The following is a 16,850-nucleotide window of genomic DNA, read 5'->3' on the forward strand; positions in this document are numbered from 1 at the left end:
AATGGGAATGATTTCAGGATTAAATTGTTAAAAAGTTTCCGTAAATAATCCATCCCAATCCCAAGATTATTCGCAAAAATGTCGGGGCAAAACTCCATAACATCTGATTTTTGCTCCCTTTAGGAATAATACCTGTGCCAAATACTAAGGCCCATAGGATTATGGCAATTACTGGCGTCGCAAAGGCCCCGAATAAAACCAAGCTGCTCAATCCGCCTACAAGTCCGCCTACAAGCTGACTTTTATTAGCTATTTTTCCAATAGTAAGAAGGAGCAGGATTCCAACGGTTCCACCTACTAACATGGGAGTTTCCCATTGCCAAAACATTGTTGCGTCATGGAAAAGATAGTTTATCCCACTTAAAGCGACTGTTGCCGCAACAGTTCCCCAAATCCCTCCAAAGAAAATCATTCCTGCGCAAAGAAGAAGTATTCCCTCGAGTAATACCAGTTGAATGAATTCCAAGAAACCTCTCTCCCCCAACACTATCTTCGTAGTAGTATATCCCAGTAATAACCAATCTAATCTTAAGGGCAATCAAGCTATGTATAGCAAACTGCAGTCACGACATCCATTTCCATCATTTGGAACAATAGTTCCATCATTTTCATATTCTGTATTATGGTAGATCTAAATGTAGCTGCTATCCTGCAGTAAATGAGAACGATAATTTGAAGGAGGTTTTAACTATGTGGAGGGGACGTTGGGGTTTTCCTTGGTTTGGCTTCGGCCCTTGGTTTGGTTTCGGTCCTTGGTGGGGTTTTCGCCGTTGGTGGTGGTAGGCCATAATGAGTAAACCTTTTTCATTTATGTAATCGTATTCTTATCATATTACTTTTCGTCCATTCTTATTGACCATTCTTAACCATTCTTATTCACTAGATGGCGCTGCTTCCAATACGCAGGGCCATTTAGCTATTTCAGCCAACATAGCCAACTGCTTAAAATATAGAGTATTTAAGGAGTCGGCCAGTGGTTTAGGCAATAAAAACAAAAACTAGAGGACCCCTAATAATAGGGATCCCCCAACATCACCCTTTTGAGAAAGCTTAGAAAATAACTCCCAAAGCGATCAGAATCAAAACGGCAATAGCTATAATTCCGGCACCAGTACCAACACCAACACCAGCTGCACCATATCCGTACATGAACTCACCTCCAAATGTGAACTATTGAATACCATCCATTTTCAAAATTTCTTTTATTAGAATACGATACCCATTGCGATGAGCAAAAGAATGATAACAACCACGATGGCAATTCCTGCGCCTACTCCAGCTCCACCTGCTCCAAACATACTTATGACCTCCCTTTTAAATTAGTTAGAGTTGATCGTCTAGAATATTACGCCTAAGGCAATTAAAATCAAAATTGCGATTGCGATAATGCCTGCTCCGACTGCACTGCCTACTGGGGCGACTGGTGGGCAACAAGCTCCTGCATACCCGACACGCCCTGCTCCGTAACCATACATAGTATCTCCTCCTTATATCTAAAAATTAAATTTGCGAATTTGTTTAAAATACGATTCCCATTGCGATAAGCAAAAGGATAATTACTACGACAATGGCAATTCCTGCGCCAACTCCTGCTCCACCTGCTCCGAACATACTAATGACCTCCCCTTAAAATCTTCATAGCTTAAACTTTTAGAATATAACGCCTAAGGCAATTAAGATCAGAATTGCGATAGCGATGATGCCTGCTCCAATTGCACTGCCTACTGGTGCAACTGGTGGGCAACAAGCTCCTGCATACCCTGCTCCTGCTCCTGCTCCTGCTCCGTATCCATATCCGTACATAATATTTCCCCCTTATATCTTAATTTCTAGAAGTTTAGGAACACTTTTTTAAAAGACAATACCCATAGCGATTAACAAAAGAATGATTACTACAACTACAGCAATCCCAGGTAGGAAATTAGGTCCACATCCAACACCTTCGACACCTTCAACTGCACCAATACCATATGCCATAACAGCGACCTCCTTATTCCAATATTTTCGTTTTTCTTGGGCTCACAGTAAGATATGAAAAAAGAGCCTAATGTGTTAATATTTTCCATAAAAATAGTTGTGAATATATAAAGACTCTCCAATCTCTGGAGAGCCTTTATATGAGAGCCCTTAATTTTCACTTAATAGTTTGGTTCTTTCAGTCGTCGGGCAAATTCGTTCAGCCCCATATTAGCGAAACAATAAACACGTTGTAAGTGCCATTCATCGAGATTAAGGTCAGCCCAACCTCGATCAGTAGTAAAAGCCATTAAGTACCCTGTTTGTTTTACCGCTTGTGCCACATCAGCGTTCAAATCTCCGAAAGGATAGGCAAAAAACCCCACAGACTTTCCGAGACCCTTTTCGAGTGTTTCCTTAGAATTCATTAGCTCATTTAACACTATCGTCTTATCCACTTGAGACAAATATGGGTGATTAACTGTATGCCCTTCAATTTCCCATCCATTGGCTGATAATTCTCTAAGCTGGGGCCATGACATAAATCCCTCTCCGCCAATATAGCTGGACACCATGAAGACTGCAGCAGTAAATCCATACTTTTCTACTATAGGAAAGGCAGTCGCATGATTATCTTCGTAACCGTCATCAAATGTAATCACAATTGGTTTTTGGGGGAGAACCCCGCCCTTATAAAATGCCTGGTATAACTGATCTAATGTAACACTCTCGTACCCCTTCTCCTGCAAGTAGGCCATTTGGGCCTCAAACTGGTCAGGAGGCATTCTCACTTCATTTCCCTCCTCGAGCATGACCGAATGATAATATAAGACAGGTACTGCTTGTGCTTGTGCTTTCTGATAGCTCGGTGATTTTGGCGTGTTTAGTGATTTACTCGATGTTACGCTGGAGTCGGTTAAAGCAATTGCAGTTTGAGGAGCAACACTTGAAGCTTTCTCCTCGCTGCAACCACTTATTCCAAGTACTACTTGTATAAGGGCAATCCAAAATAGTGTTCGAATGATTTTTTTCAGCATCCCTGACTCCTTTATGCTTTAAACATTGGGCATTTTTCAAGGAAGAATAATGTTATACTGATCCTATTTTATCATATAATTTGTCTGTCAGTAGCCTGTTTTAGTTAAGGGATGATTGATCTTATAACGCAGAAAAGAGATCTCAAGATATAATACTCGAGATCTCTTTCATATTCATTCAAAATTAAGCGCGAACTGCTTCCTTTCCGCCTCTGCGTGGTTTCTTAATACGTTTCTTGATCTCAACAAGTATTTGACTGGCAATAAAAATCGAGGAATAAGCTCCACTGAATACCCCAATTAACATAGCCAAAGTGAACATTCTCGTAGATTCCCCACCTAAGATGAATAGCGCTAACAGCGCGATTAATACAGTTACAACAGTATTAATCGAACGACGCATGGTTTGCCAAATCGATTTATCCACCATATCCTCGTAACTGTCACTCCGCTTCATCTTAGGTTCGTTCTCACGAATCCGGTCAAAGATAATCACGGTATCGTTAATAGAGTACCCGACGATGGTCAAGACTGCCGCCACAAAGGTTGCATCGATTTCCCATTGGAACAACGAGAAAATTCCTACAACCACAAAAACATCGTGCAATAAAGCCAGAATCGCAGAGACAGCAAAGACAAACTGAAACCTGAACGTAATGTATATGATCATCATTCCCATAGCGATGATCAATGCATAAATAGCATTTCTGGTAAGTTCTTGTCCCATGGCCGGGCCTACTTTATCCTCTTTGAGCGACGCTTTGTCATATTCTCCAACCTGGGTTCCTAACGCGTTCAGTAATTCGCTTCGCTTGCTTTCTTCAAGCGCTTCTGTCCGAATCAAAGCGGTTGTGTCATTGTTAGACAATTGTACTGTTGACCCTTCGAGTCCAACTGATTTCAACGTATCCGATACCGCACTTTGTGTAACTGCCTTATTAAAGGTCAAGTCAAGCATTGTTCCGCCTGTATAATCAATGCCTAAATTAAGCCCCTGCATGAACAAGGAAATAATCCCTGGGATAATAATAAGAAGAGATATTGCAAACCACCATAACCGTTTCTTGACAATATTGAAATAAAGCGGATGCAGTTTCTGAACCTCTTCGTAGGTCGCTGAATGTCCAGTTTTAGTCATTATACATCCCCCCTGACGCCAAACCAGAATGTCTTCATTTTTGGATTAATTCCCACTGTCCAGCGTAACACTTGTCTCGTAAAGGTAATCGCGGTAAACAAACTGACAATAATCCCGATGCCAAGGGTCAATGCAAACCCTTTAACGGAACCGCTTCCTAGAAGGTAAAGAGTTATCGCAGCGATAAGTGTCGTCACATGGGCGTCAATTACCGTAATAAAGGCTCTGCTAAATCCTGACTCCACGCCAGCACGAATCGATTTTCCAGCACGAATTTCCTCTTTTACCCGTTCGTAGATGATGATATTAAAGTCTACTGCCATTCCAATTGAAAGAACGAAACCGGCGATGCCCGGAAGCGTCAGTACAACTCTGAACCCCCAAAAAGCCCAAAGAACAATGAGAGCGTATACTATTAAGGAGAAATCGGCAACAACTCCAGGTAACCGATAGTAAATCAACATAAAGAGGAAAATAAAAATCAAACTGTATATTCCAGCATGAATACTTTTGTTTAAGGAGTCAACGCCTAAAGATGCTCCCACTTGGCGTTTCTCTGCAATACTCAAACTTACAGGCAATGAACCCGAACGCATAAGGACAGCATCACCCGCTGCCTCTTCCAAGGTGCTATAACCAGTAATCTCTGCTTGACCGTTGAGAATTGGCGTATTAACTGTTGGATTTGTTAATAGGTCTTCATCAAGATAAACTCCTATTCTCTGTCCGATTAACTGGGTTGTTATATCTCCAAACTTTTTGGCCCCTTCAGATGAGAAAGTTAGATTCACAACATACCCCTGTTGCGACTGACTTTGCCCTGCCTTAGCATCTTTCAGATCTTCCCCTTGTAAAACAACATTTCCTTGGGGATCCTTAAACGTTAATTTAGCCGTTGTTTTAAGAATATCCACGGCCTTATCCGGATCAGTGACTCCAGCTAAGTCAACTATAATTCTTTCCTTATTATAGTCTGCTTGAACTATAGGCTCGGATACCCCCAGATCATTGACCCTGTTCTCAATGATTGCCTTTGCTTTGTCTATATCATCTTTCGTTATCGCAGTACCGTCTTTATCCTGCTCTGCTTGGAGCACTAAATGCACCCCACCGCGTAGATCAAGTCCCAACGGGATTCCTCCTACGGGATCCACAAGGGGCTTAATCGATAGTCCAACGGCTGCCGCCACAAGTAGCACTAATACCACCAGCTTGATGATGTTTCCCCGTCTCATCTGCTTTCCTCCCTTTTAATTTGAATGGGACTTGCCCATGCCAAACTCCATTATAAAACTATCAAGTTTGCAATGTCAATCTGGGGAAAATGGGAAATAGCTTATAATTAGAGTAATTTCACATCATTAATCTTTAATTCAAATTTGGTAAGCAAAAATTCGGCTGCTTTGCGGGACAAAAGCATCCGTGCCAGAAAGATTTCAAAGTACTCCATTACCGGGCAGATCTCAGTATCAATCGTCAGTTCTAAAGCGATGCGTTCCTTAGGATAGACGCGAAGAAAAGATTTTTTAACCGCATAATTAACTCGGTCGTGTATATCGAACTTCGCCAGATCAGGGTTTCGCACTCGGGAACGGTGTACATCCGATTTATCGGCTAGAATCAAAGCTGCCGAAATAACGTTGACAGGGTTCCCGTCCTGTTCATCATGATTCCCGATTGCACCAATGATGATCGCAATTTCCTCTGGTTCCATATCATGTCGTTCTAATATCCCTGCCGCGAGAATTGCCCCTGAATGTGCATGGGCCACACGGTTTACAGCATTCCCTATATCATGCAAGTAACCGGCGATGGCTGCCAGTTCGCACTCCCTTTCAGAATGCTCCATCTTTTCCAGAATATTTGAAGCAATATGAGAGACCAAGCCTGCATGCCTAAGCCCATGTTCTGTAAAACCAATCGCCGCAAGATGACGGTTTCCGGCATCAATCAGAGCTTGTACGTAGGAATCTGCTTTAACCTCTTGCAGAGTGACCTTTGTCAACTTTTAATTCCCCCTAAAATTCGCAATCGATAACAATTCATGCCAACTATTCCCAGATCATCCACTAACCCGTAATTTGCCCATGCCCCGATTATTGCACCCAACCCCGGTATGAGTTGAAGTGTTTTACGGAAATCAATGGCATCTCGATACTCCCGCTGAAACTGTTCCCAATTGACTTGCTGTAAACTTTCTTTCTCGACTGGCCAGCTTTCTCTGGTCTTGTCCCAATTCAGAATGACCTTGTACAGTTCAGGTCGTTTCTCTTGACTAGAAAAGGCTAATTGAAAAACATATAACAAAAAAAGTCGCTCTCGATAATCTTCGGTAGAAAACCCATAAATATGCGCCAATTCAAAAAGAAATTTCATCTTGATGACGATTAGGGCGGGAAAATCAGCAACGGCAAGGGTAAAACCACCTGCACCGGTCCCTGCCCCTTCGGCGGCGGCAATCTTTCTGTATTTCGTTAAAAGCTTCTGAGCCGCTTGATCACGCTCTTGCAGCTTCACTCCATAAATTATGGGGCTGTTAGGGATATACTCCAGTCCAAAGACCACCGATTTAACTAAACCTTTAACTGTGGCAGTAATTACAGTATGTACTTTTTCGGGGATAATCTTATCATTAATTTTCGTTTGAATAACTTTTGAGGTTCGTTCCACTAATCCCGGCCTTTGCAACAATTTCCTTACCCAACGGTTCAAATCTGCTCGCACATACTCGTCATACGTTTGGTCATTATTTATAGGATCTCTATACAAGGGCAGTATTCACCTCATTTGTCATTTTGTATAAAATAAGTTTAAAAGCAAGTGGTCTGTGCCACTTGCTTTTATTCCGTATTTATCATTTCGGGCACTAGTCTTAAATAATCTTCAAGAGAGCTGAGCGCAATAATTCATCACAGTATTGTCTATTATTTCTTATCGAGCTCAATTTCACGGTTTTCCACACTGACAATTCCACTTTTGGCCATTTCAATTTCAACTTTATCCGCAATTTCCAAAATGACGGAATCCTCTTTAACCTTTGTGATTTTACCATAAATCCCGCCTGTTGTGATTACTTGGTCCCTTGTACGAAGGCTACTCATTAAAGCCTGCCGTTTCTTAGCCTGTTTCTGTTGAGGCCTGATCATGAGAAAATACATAATCCCAAAAAAGACTACAAAATATAGGACTAATGTCATTGTTGATTGAGTCACTTTGTAATTCCCCCTTTATTAGTCTCCTGAACTATTCACCATATCCTAGTGAAAATCCTTCCTGATTGCATAAAATTTTAACTTCCTCCGTTAGGATTACTCTATCTGAAGTTTAACCGAACTTGTCCAGTGTCTAATGACTTGCTTCTTTTAGTAATCCGACATTTGGTTTCCGTCCCTCCGACCTCTGTCATTCGTACCCATAATCAGAAAAACACTTCTCACGGTACTCTGGTAACCGATCTTCCTTAATCGCTTCTCGAATTTCTCGCATTAAAATCTGAAGGTATCGCAAATTATGAATAGTCATTAGTCTGAGACCTAAAATTTCTTCAGCCTTGAGCAGATGCCTTATATAAGCTCGAGAATAATTGCGACAAGTATAGCAATCGCAGGAAGGATCAATCGGGCCAAGATCCCGTGCCGATCCGGCATTGCGAACAATCACTTTACCGTAACGGGTCAAAGCTGTTCCATTTCGGGCAATCCGGGTAGGAAGCACACAATCAAACATGTCAATCCCCCGCATGACCCCTTCTATTAGAGCATCAGGAGAACCCACCCCCATAAGATAACGCGGTTTTTCTCTGGGAAGTAAGGGAACCGTATAATCTAAGACTTCATACATCATCTCTTTTGGTTCTCCGACACTTAAGCCCCCAACCGCATACCCCGGTAAATCTAATTCCGTGATCTCAGCAGCACTTTGACGCCGCAGATCTTCAAACATACCTCCTTGAACAATTCCAAATAATGATTGGGTTTCCGTCGTTGTCAACGTCTCCTTACACCGTTTAAGCCAACGCGTGGTCCTCTCTAAGGAATCCTTGGCATATTCGTGAGTACAGGGATAGGGGGCACACTCATCGAAAGCCATTACCACATCAGAACCAAGAGCCATCTGAACCTGCATCGAGATTTCCGGACTTAGGAATTGGCGTGATCCGTCGATATGTGATCTGAATTCTACACCTTCTTCCCTGATAGTACGCAGATCTCCCAAGCTAAAGACTTGAAACCCGCCGCTGTCAGTAAGAATGGCCCCGTCCCAGTTCATAAAACGATGAAGCCCGCCCGCTTCCCGAATCAGTTCATGGCCCGGACGCAAGAATAGATGATATGTATTACTTAAGATCATCCCTGCCCCAATTTCTTTGATCTCCTCCGGGGTGATAGTTTTTACTGTTCCTTGTGTTCCAACTGGCATGAATACTGGCGTATCCATGATCCCATGCGGCGTATGCAACTTCCCTAAACGTGCTCTCGTCCGGGAATCTTCCTTAAGTATTTCCAAATATACGGCGGTCAAACCCTTCACTTCCTTCTTTTTACAATGATCAAAATCGCTGTCCCACTAATCCATACACGAACCAAAACAGAATGTCGCTGAATTTAAAAGGCAACTTTCAAATTCATAGAATAAGCATGGAATCTCCAAAACTATAGAATCTGTACCTCTCCTGAACGGCGGTCTCATAGGCTTTTAAAATAAGTTCCCGTCCTGCCAACGCACTGACAAGCATAACCAAGGTAGACTTGGGAAAGTGAAAATTGGTTAAGAGGACATCTACCACCTGAAATAAATAGCCTGGATAGATAAAGATATCCGTCCATCCTTCGCCTGGTACAACCTTCCCTTCATGACCCACAGATTCTAAAGTTCGCGCTGCAGTTGTCCCTACAGCAATAACGCGGCGTCCTTCTAGTTTTGCCCGATTAATTCGCTCTGCTGCTTCTGCGTCGACACGATAATATTCCGAGTGCATAGCATGATCACGAATATCTTCTACTTTAACTGGGCGAAAGGTTCCTAAACCTACATGAAGAAGAATCTCCACGATTTCTATACCCGTCTTCTGGAGTTCATCTAAAAGATCCGGCGTAAAGTGCAAACCTGCCGTAGGCGCAGCGACAGATCCCCGTTCTTTAGCGTACACTGTTTGATAACGTTCTTGGTCTTCCAATTGAGCCGTTATGTAGGGCGGAAGAGGCATTTCCCCGAGCTGATCTAAGATGGTTTCAAACATCCCTGAATAACTAAAATGGATCTTTCTGTTCCCATTTGCTAATATTTCCTGCAGTTCTCCAACTAGTATCCCTTGCCCGAAGCTAACCTTTTGCCCAACTTTAAGTCGTTTGCCTGGTTTAACTAACGCTTCCCATACATCAAGTTTAAGTCTCTTAAGCAAAAGAATTTCAATCTTAACCTCAGTTCCCTCTTTTTCTCCGATCAAACGCGCGGGAATGACGCGAGTGTTATTTAACACAAGGACATCACCTTTTTTTAAAAGTGAACTCAGGTCTCTAAACGTGTGGTGTGCTATCTTTCCGCTTTGACGATTAACAACCATTAAACGGGAGGTATCCCGAGGCTCTACAGGATGTTGTGCAATTAAGTCCTCCGGCAATTCAAAATCAAAATCCGAGACATTCAATCTATTCTTCTCCTTCAGTAAGACATGCTTATTATCTTAAAATTATTATCCCTTGGAAATTGAAACATGGTTATAGTAATACGCTATTATTTCTTGATATTTATATCCTAATTGGGCCATATGATAAGCACCCCATTGAGACATCCCTACTCCGTGACCCCAGCCCCGTCCCTCAAAAATAAAGACTCCGAAGGGCTGGGGGGCAGCACTTGTCCCTAACGATGAACTTAGAACTTTAGACAACAAAGGCCCTTGTTCCTGCTGATTTGGTCTTGCTAATTCTAAAAATCCGGAATATCCAAAAGAACCGAAAAGCCCGGCTGAATCTGATATCCCGTGCGAATCGCTTTTGACAACTGCCTGGGCCTCAAAAAAGCTTCCCAAAAAAGCTTCCTTTCGAATTGGTTGCCCAAAAGGATAGAACGCTTGAACAAATGCTCTGCCTTTAACCGTCGCAGTCTGTCCAAATTCATCCTCCAGCTTTACACTTTTTACCCTGCCGGAGGGGAACTTGTCTAGTTTAACATCACGTACGGGTCCTAATCCAAACTTTGAGCCCAGGAGCGGAGCGGAGACAATAAAGCGCCAATAATTTACCGCACCCCCAACTCCTTGCGAATAAGGATCAGGATGCGAAACATTATGGATATCTGTATTTCCCCATACATTTTTAGCGTCCTCTGCATATCCACCGCTATGAGAAGAATAGAGTGCATCTATAGGTTGCTCAGTTTGGGCATCTACAATTATTTCCCCTCGCGTAGCCTCGATTGCTTTTGAGGCTTCTCCCTCCACACTCATCCCCGCATAGGCCTGATGTATATCCGGAGAATCTGTAATCATTTTACTGCCATTGTCTGTTTGTTTGACAAGATAAGTCCGAGCTGCTACAGCCTGAGCCTTAAGTGCCTCAGAGCCTCCTTTAGCCCATTCGTTACTCATCTCAATGGGCACAACTCCTTTTAGGTAGTCTTCACTGTCAACTTGATTAACTAACCGCCAATGACCGTCTTGCCAATTAAGTTGTAATCCGCCACGATAAGCAGCCTCTTTACCTTCAGGAGTCTTAACACGAAGACTCCCCGAATTTATACCCTTGATTTCCAAGACTGATCCACTAAAGATCTGAAACTCTTCATGGTTAATCCGCAAGACGGGAGTCCACCCGCCCCAACCGACCTGAAGAGTCGAGCCTGCCGGAAACTTACGAGTTACTGTATCCATGCTAAGTTGATAGTCGCCTTTTTCAATATCTATTTGAACCCACCCTGCTTGGCCCAAATTCCATACAAGCTCTACTGAAACCATTTTTGCTTGACACAGTGTTGGCTGAGCCAGCACCAGTATTAATGATGCTATCCACAAAAAGGGTAACCGATAAATAATCTGAAGCATGTCTTCACACCCTTTTCCACATTAATAAGATAGTCACGTCATGGTGGAAGTTAAGTTTGCTTATGCTTTCAGAGTGCCCTTTTTGCTTTGCATATATGCTTTAAATAATACTCTTCAATTTCTTGCAATTGTCCCCTTAATTTCTGGTCGCTGGGGTAGGAACGTCCCTTGTCCCTTTTACTCCGTGAAAAGCACGCTGTCCATCCGACTCTGGGGCAACGAATAGCCTAAATGCTGATAAGCTCTTGCTGTAGCCATTCGTCCACGCGGGGTACGTTGTAAAAATCCCATTTGAAGCAAAAAGGGTTCAACGACATCTTCAAGGGTGATCGATTCTTCTCCTATCGTTGCAGCAAGAGTATCCAGCCCAACTGGGCCTCCGGCGAAGGTCAAAATAATCGTCTTTAGTGCTTTCTGGTCAATCTGGTCTAAGCCCTCGGGGTCAACATCCAAGCGATTCAGCGCTTCTCTGGCTATGGTTTGAGTGACAGCACCGCCCTCCCAAACCAGAGCAAAATCCCGGACTCTCTTTAACAAGCGATTGCCAACTCTTGGCGTGCCGCGGGAACGGCGAGCAATCTCTTCCGCACCGTCGTCGGTAATATTCAAGCGCAAGATACTTGCTGCTCTCAGGACAATTTCTTTAAGATCCTCAACCTCATAGAATTCCAAACGACTGATAACCCCAAAGCGATCCCGCAAAGGTGACGTTAACTGTCCTGCACGGGTCGTTGCTCCTACTAATGTAAACGGAGGAAGGGACAAGCGGATTGAACGAGCACTGGGCCCTTTTCCAATCACAATATCCAGACACCCATCCTCCATGGCGGAATACAAGATCTCTTCTGTTGCACTGCTTAAGCGGTGAATTTCATCTATAAAAAGAACATCACGAGGCTCTAAAGCGGTCAGAATCGCCGCTAAGTCCCCAGGACGTTCAATCGCTGGACCGGAAGTGGTGCGAACACTCACGCCCATTTCCGCAGCAATAATATTCGCGAGAGTCGTTTTTCCAAGGCCAGGCGGTCCATATAATAAGACATGATCCAGCGCTTCTCCGCGAGTGGAGGCGGCTTGAATAAAAACACTCAGGTTTTCTTTGACTTTTCTCTGCCCTATGTAGTCACTCAAGCGTTGAGGACGCAGCCCCTCTCCTTCACGATCTGCAGGTTGTTCTTGTGGCGCAACCAGACGCTCAGTCATATTCTATCCCCCTCTCGTCACCAACGAAATTAAATATATTACAGAGCAGGTTTGTTTGCAAATTTCCTTATCTTTACTAGGCTCCTCTTGGCAATCTTCACGTATAAAACCCTTCATCTCCAACCTAAACTAATTCTCCTTATAAGATAAAACTCCTGCATGAGAAGAAGATATAATCATCTGGTCTCTCTGGATATATACAAACATCTTCAGGTTAACTGCATTCATACAATCATCACACTACTCTAATACGCAAAGAGTAAGAGCCAAACAATACTTTTGGCTCTTACTCTTAAATACCAAGGGCCATCTTTCGACAACCATAGCCGTACCTTGCCCTCCGCCAATACATAATGTGGCGAGACCTCGGCTGATTTTCCTGCGTTTCATTTCGTACAAGAGTGTTACGAGAACCCGAGTCCCACTTGCACCCCCAAAGATGTGTCTTTGGAGCTTAACTTTCTAGCTTGGAGCAAGTAACCGCAATGCCTTCTTAACCTGCTCTTCTGTGGTTAATTCCCCACTGTCTTTTAGGATCTGACCAACAGCCTGCCGTGCTTCGTCCAAACCAAAACCTAAGGCCAGCAAGGTTTGCACTGTCTCGGAGTGAGTATGGGAAGAGGATTCAGAGAACGAGCTCTCTCCAATCGGAAACGTACTGTGTCCTTTAAACTTTTCTTTAAGTTCGAGAATAAGCCGTTGTGCTGTCTTTTTACCGATGCCAGGGACCTTAGTCAATAAATTAAGATTTTCACTGACAATAGCACTTTCAATCTGAACCGCGCCAAAGGTTGAAAGCAGAGATATAGCCGCCTTAGGCCCAATTCCTGAAACACTTAACATTTGAAGAAAGAGTTGCTTTTCTTCAAATGAGGAGAACCCATAAAGAGATAAATCGTCTTCGCGCATAACGACATGGGTATATACGACAAGTTCCTGCCCTGGTTGAGCCTTTGCCAACAACCCATAAGGCACAGTGAGCAAGTACCCTGTTCCCTGAACATCGAGCACTAGACGATCGGACTGGATTTCCCACACCTTGCCACGCAACATTCCAATCATCTTAAATCCCCCATTCTCTGGTTCAAAGCAAAGCTATGCGCATGACAGATCGCAATTGCCAGAGCATCAGCAGTATCGTCTGGCTTGGGAATTTCATTTAGCCCCAGCAATCCTCTGACCATCTGTTGGACCTGATTTTTTTCGGCTCTTCCATACCCTACTACGGCTTGTTTAACCTGCAATGGAGTATATTCATAAATCGGAAGGCCATGTTGGGCACCAGCCAATAAAACAACCCCCCGTGCGTGCCCTACAGCTAAGGCGGTGGTGGTGTTTCGATTAAAAAATAACTCTTCAACTGCAATATGATCTGGAGTGTGTATACGCAGATAAGGCTCTATATTTTCATATAACATCAGCAAGCGCTCTGCCAATGGCGTATGAGCCGGCGTACGCCAGCATGAATAATCGAGCGCACTTAAGGTGTTCCCTTTTTGTTCTATTAAACCATACCCCATAATTGCCGTTCCTGGGTCAATTCCTAAAATAATCATGCACGTCTTCCTTTCAATCCTAATAGATTTCGACAGAAGACGGACGATTTCCTTTCTTTTTTTACTAATCTGTTTCACTCAAGCCAAAGGGATTCACTTGCAGAATCAAGGAACGACTGAACTTCATCTAAAGAATAGAACTCAACCTTATGAGCCATATCTATGATTTCCTTTGGCCATGACTCTACACTTAACCCTGTAACTATAACATTGCCATTCACTCCGGGTTTTCCTTCGATCACAGAAAGCACCCCTTGTTCCAAACCGAAATGATAGCTTTCCTTTTCAGTAGCTTCTCCTGCTAACACATCTGCCGAATTCAAAGTGGCGGACTCAGCGCGATCTCTGTTGGACCACCATAAGGTTGTAGCAGGAACTATGCAACCAATTCCCAATCCTAGAATAAGAACTAAACTAACAACTTTCCACCTGGACATAATGAAAAACCCTCCTGACTATTGTCTTCTTAGCTATAGTCTTGCCAGGAGGGCTTACTTTAATCGTTTTTACCATATTCCTTTTACTTGATCTTGTGACAGGCAATGTCTTTACAGATCTTCACCTGCTAAAGCCTCGGCTAATTCAAAGTTAGAATAAACTCCTTGAGAATCGTCATGATCTTCAAGTTTATCCATTAAACGCACTATCTTGCGGGCCTGATCTACATCCGAAATTTCAAGGGTGTTTTGGGGAACTGGGCTAAGCACAGATTCCTCAACGGAAATCTTTTGATCTAAAAGAGCTTGATGAACTTCCTCCATGGTCTCTGGAGTCGTGTATACTACAAAGCCATCCTCATCGATTTCAATATCCTCAGCTCCGGCTTCTAAAGCCAACATCATGAAATCATCATCACTTAATTTGATACCCTCGCGTTGGATTCTTAATTGACCCTTTTCCTCAAACATCCAACCAACGCATCCAGTCTCACCCATGTTGCCCCCATTTTTAGAGAAAATATAACGGACTTCCCCCGCTGTCCGGTTTCTGTTATCCGTTAATATATCAACCATAATGGCGACCCCACCCGGACCATATCCTTCATAACGCAACTCTTCATATACTGTTCCTTCTGCTCCGCCAGTCCCTTTAAGAATTGCCCGTTGGATATTTTCATTAGGAACATTTGCTGATTTAGCATTTTCGATGGCTATCTTCAGGCGAAAGTCGTTAACGTCTCCCCCGCAAGCACGGGAGGCAACCACCAGTTCCCGGCCCAGCTTAGTGAACATTTTACCTTTTTGAGCATCTGCCTTACCTTTTTTATGTTTAATGTTTGCCCACTTTGAATGTCCTGACATGTAGTTAAATCCTCCTTATGCTAGTCTTAAATAGTTTAGCACAAGCTAATTTCTCTTGTAAAGGTATATTGAATAAACAGGATCTGCCGCGAATAGATTCTCCACAGATTTCCACATTAGAATATAACCGTTTGAATCTATATCTTTATAATTTATATTTTTGACAAAATGGTCTTATGGGGAGTTTATTATAAAGGCGTCGGATGAGATAAACATTATCGGAAGTCCCCTCGTTCCAAAATTGAACGAGGGGACTATTACTCTGCCTATCACTTGCTGAACAGTTCAGTGCTCAAGTAACGTTCCCCTGTATCTGGGGCTAGAACAACGAGGTTTTTCCCCTCGCCCAAAGTTACAGCTGCTTGAAGTGCTGCACTGACAGCTGCTCCAGAAGAAATGCCTACCAAGATTCCCTCTTCTCGTGCCATGCGGCGCGCTGTCTCTAAGGCGTCCTCATTGCTTACCTGTATAACTTGATCCAAGATCGTCTGATTTAAAACTTCCGGTATAAACCCAGCGCCAATTCCTTGGATTTTATGCGGTCCTGGTTTCCCGCCGGAAATGACTGGAGACGAGGCTGGTTCCGCTCCGATAATCTGTATTTCCGGAAGACGAGCTTTTAATACCTCGCCGATCCCAGTTATTGTCCCCCCCGTCCCGATTCCAGCGACAAACGCATCGATATCCTTCAACTGGTCAAGAAGTTCTAAGGCTGTACTCCGTCGATGAGCTTCAGGGTTAGCAGGATTTTCAAATTGTTGAGGCATGAAGTAATCGGGGTTCTCCTTGAGTAACCGCTTCGCCTCATTAATTGCCCCATTCATCCCTTCTGCTCCTGGAGTTAAGACAAATTCTGCACCATAGGCAGACATCAACATCCGTCGTTCAACACTTAAGGAATCTGGCATAACGACAATTAATCGATAACCTCGGGCAGCTGCAATCATAGCTAGTCCAATCCCCGTATTCCCACTTGTTGGCTCAATTATAGTTCCCCCGGGATGGAGCAGTCCTCGTTCCTCAGCATCTTTAATCATTCCCCAGGCAATACGATCTTTGACACTTCCACCTGGATTAAAAGACTCAACTTTAACATAGATATTAGCCATTCCAGGCTTAACCAAACGTTGCAGACGAATTAAAGGGGTCTTCCCTATCAAATCTGTAATGTTATCAACAACCCTCATATCAAATACCCCATTTCATATCAATTTAGTATGAATTAATAATAGCAATGTATATTCCACTTGTCAAGTGAACTACTCTCCGGGCAAATTAAGTATTCCAACCCAAGTGCCTTACTATTCAAAGAAGTTTCATTGCAATAAAGTGCCATGGGCTATATGCTTTGAGGTTTTTTCGTTGTAAATGCATGGTTCTCTTTGATTATTTCTTGTTAGTAAGGCGCTTTTGAATTAATTCAAAAATTCTCATTGCGCTCCAAGAACCAACTGCAACAATCGAAGCTTCATAAAATGTAGTTTCTACCCAATACACTGATAATAGTACAAGAATTATAAAGAAAATCAAAAAGCGCCGAACTTCTTAAAATAGATATTTTCAACCCTCCTATAAATCAAACTAACACTCTATTTCCACCGAAAGTAATCTAGGACT

19 protein-coding genes and 1 pseudogene are annotated in these 16,850 nt (G+C 43.1%); all 20 read right to left on the minus strand.

The genetic code is table 11. The features are described 5' to 3' along the window. Nucleotides 1–19: 19 nt before the first annotated feature. The 20 genes and pseudogenes from BUB11_RS14155 to cysK all read right to left on the minus strand — a co-directional run bounded on the left by BUB11_RS14155 (nucleotide 20) and on the right by cysK (nucleotide 16,420). Complete coding sequence (locus tag BUB11_RS14155; RefSeq protein WP_073030410.1) at nucleotides 20–466, minus strand: hypothetical protein; 447 nt, start codon at nucleotides 464–466, stop codon at nucleotides 20–22. Between the two features lie 871 nt (nucleotides 467–1,337). Continuing rightward, complete coding sequence (locus BUB11_RS27810; protein ID WP_200797917.1) at nucleotides 1,338–1,475, minus strand: hypothetical protein; 138 nt, start codon at nucleotides 1,473–1,475, stop codon at nucleotides 1,338–1,340. A 175-nt stretch (nucleotides 1,476–1,650) separates the two neighbouring features. Further along, nucleotides 1,651–1,803, minus strand: a complete 153-nt coding sequence (locus BUB11_RS27815; protein WP_200797918.1) for a hypothetical protein — start codon at nucleotides 1,801–1,803, stop codon at nucleotides 1,651–1,653. 48 nt (nucleotides 1,804–1,851) lie between these two features. Further along, the gene (locus BUB11_RS28800; protein WP_034597215.1) at nucleotides 1,852–1,977 is read right to left on the minus strand and encodes a hypothetical protein; all 126 of its coding nucleotides are present in this window, start codon (nucleotides 1,975–1,977) and stop codon (nucleotides 1,852–1,854) included. 161 nt (nucleotides 1,978–2,138) lie between these two features. Next, complete coding sequence (locus BUB11_RS14160; protein ID WP_073030411.1) at nucleotides 2,139–2,993, minus strand: polysaccharide deacetylase family protein; 855 nt, start codon at nucleotides 2,991–2,993, stop codon at nucleotides 2,139–2,141. 184 nt (nucleotides 2,994–3,177) lie between these two features. Continuing rightward, nucleotides 3,178–4,131, minus strand: coding sequence for a protein translocase subunit SecF (gene secF, locus BUB11_RS14165; RefSeq protein ID WP_073030412.1), 954 nt, complete (start codon nucleotides 4,129–4,131; stop codon nucleotides 3,178–3,180). Further along, the gene (gene secD, locus BUB11_RS14170) at nucleotides 4,131–5,366 is read right to left on the minus strand and encodes a protein translocase subunit SecD (protein ID WP_073030413.1); all 1,236 of its coding nucleotides are present in this window, start codon (nucleotides 5,364–5,366) and stop codon (nucleotides 4,131–4,133) included. The genes secF and secD overlap by 1 nt, the downstream gene beginning before the upstream one ends. 107 nt (nucleotides 5,367–5,473) lie before the next feature. Then, nucleotides 5,474–6,136: an HD domain-containing protein gene (locus tag BUB11_RS14175; protein ID WP_073030414.1), complete on the minus strand. Its 663-nt coding sequence runs from the start codon at nucleotides 6,134–6,136 to the stop codon at nucleotides 5,474–5,476. Next, the gene (locus BUB11_RS14180; RefSeq protein ID WP_073030415.1) at nucleotides 6,133–6,906 is read right to left on the minus strand and encodes an EcsC family protein; all 774 of its coding nucleotides are present in this window, start codon (nucleotides 6,904–6,906) and stop codon (nucleotides 6,133–6,135) included. The genes BUB11_RS14175 and BUB11_RS14180 overlap by 4 nt, the downstream gene beginning before the upstream one ends. A 149-nt stretch (nucleotides 6,907–7,055) precedes the next feature. Next, entirely contained in the window at nucleotides 7,056–7,343 is a 288-nt protein-coding gene (gene yajC / locus BUB11_RS14185) for a preprotein translocase subunit YajC (protein ID WP_084110293.1), read from the minus strand. Between the two features lie 190 nt (nucleotides 7,344–7,533). Beyond that, nucleotides 7,534–8,652, minus strand: a complete 1,119-nt coding sequence (gene tgt / locus BUB11_RS14190) for a tRNA guanosine(34) transglycosylase Tgt (protein ID WP_073030416.1) — start codon at nucleotides 8,650–8,652, stop codon at nucleotides 7,534–7,536. A gap of 103 nt (nucleotides 8,653–8,755) precedes the next feature. After that, nucleotides 8,756–9,778, minus strand: coding sequence for a tRNA preQ1(34) S-adenosylmethionine ribosyltransferase-isomerase QueA (queA, locus tag BUB11_RS14195; protein WP_073030417.1), 1,023 nt, complete (start codon nucleotides 9,776–9,778; stop codon nucleotides 8,756–8,758). A 45-nt stretch (nucleotides 9,779–9,823) separates the two neighbouring features. Beyond that, on the minus strand, nucleotides 9,824–11,173 hold the full coding sequence (locus BUB11_RS14200; RefSeq protein WP_073030418.1) for a SpoIID/LytB domain-containing protein: 1,350 nt from the start codon (nucleotides 11,171–11,173) through the stop codon (nucleotides 9,824–9,826). A 177-nt stretch (nucleotides 11,174–11,350) separates the two neighbouring features. After that, nucleotides 11,351–12,376 (minus strand): Holliday junction branch migration DNA helicase RuvB, encoded by a 1,026-nt coding sequence (gene ruvB, locus BUB11_RS14205; RefSeq protein ID WP_073030419.1) that lies wholly within the window; start codon nucleotides 12,374–12,376, stop codon nucleotides 11,351–11,353. Between the two features lie 309 nt (nucleotides 12,377–12,685). Next, nucleotides 12,686–12,808 (minus strand): annotated as a pseudogene (locus BUB11_RS14210) (acetyl-CoA C-acyltransferase); the annotation flags it as partial. Nucleotides 12,809–12,838: 30 nt separating this feature from the next. Beyond that, a complete protein-coding gene (gene ruvA / locus BUB11_RS14215; RefSeq protein WP_073030420.1) occupies nucleotides 12,839–13,438 on the minus strand; it encodes a Holliday junction branch migration protein RuvA in 600 nt (199 codons plus the stop codon). Next, a complete protein-coding gene (gene ruvC / locus BUB11_RS14220) occupies nucleotides 13,435–13,932 on the minus strand; it encodes a crossover junction endodeoxyribonuclease RuvC (protein ID WP_073030421.1) in 498 nt (165 codons plus the stop codon). The genes ruvA and ruvC overlap by 4 nt, the downstream gene beginning before the upstream one ends. A gap of 74 nt (nucleotides 13,933–14,006) precedes the next feature. Continuing rightward, a complete protein-coding gene (locus BUB11_RS14225) occupies nucleotides 14,007–14,369 on the minus strand; it encodes a hypothetical protein (RefSeq protein ID WP_073030422.1) in 363 nt (120 codons plus the stop codon). 111 nt (nucleotides 14,370–14,480) lie between these two features. Beyond that, nucleotides 14,481–15,233, minus strand: a complete 753-nt coding sequence (locus tag BUB11_RS14230) for a YebC/PmpR family DNA-binding transcriptional regulator (RefSeq protein ID WP_073030423.1) — start codon at nucleotides 15,231–15,233, stop codon at nucleotides 14,481–14,483. A 269-nt stretch (nucleotides 15,234–15,502) separates the two neighbouring features. Then, the gene (cysK, locus tag BUB11_RS14235; protein ID WP_073030424.1) at nucleotides 15,503–16,420 is read right to left on the minus strand and encodes a cysteine synthase A; all 918 of its coding nucleotides are present in this window, start codon (nucleotides 16,418–16,420) and stop codon (nucleotides 15,503–15,505) included. Nucleotides 16,421–16,850 lie beyond the last annotated feature (430 nt).

Origin of the sequence: Desulfosporosinus lacus DSM 15449 (assembly GCF_900129935.1) — a bacterium.
Classification (GTDB): Bacteria; Bacillota; Desulfitobacteriia; order Desulfitobacteriales; family Desulfitobacteriaceae; genus Desulfosporosinus; species Desulfosporosinus lacus.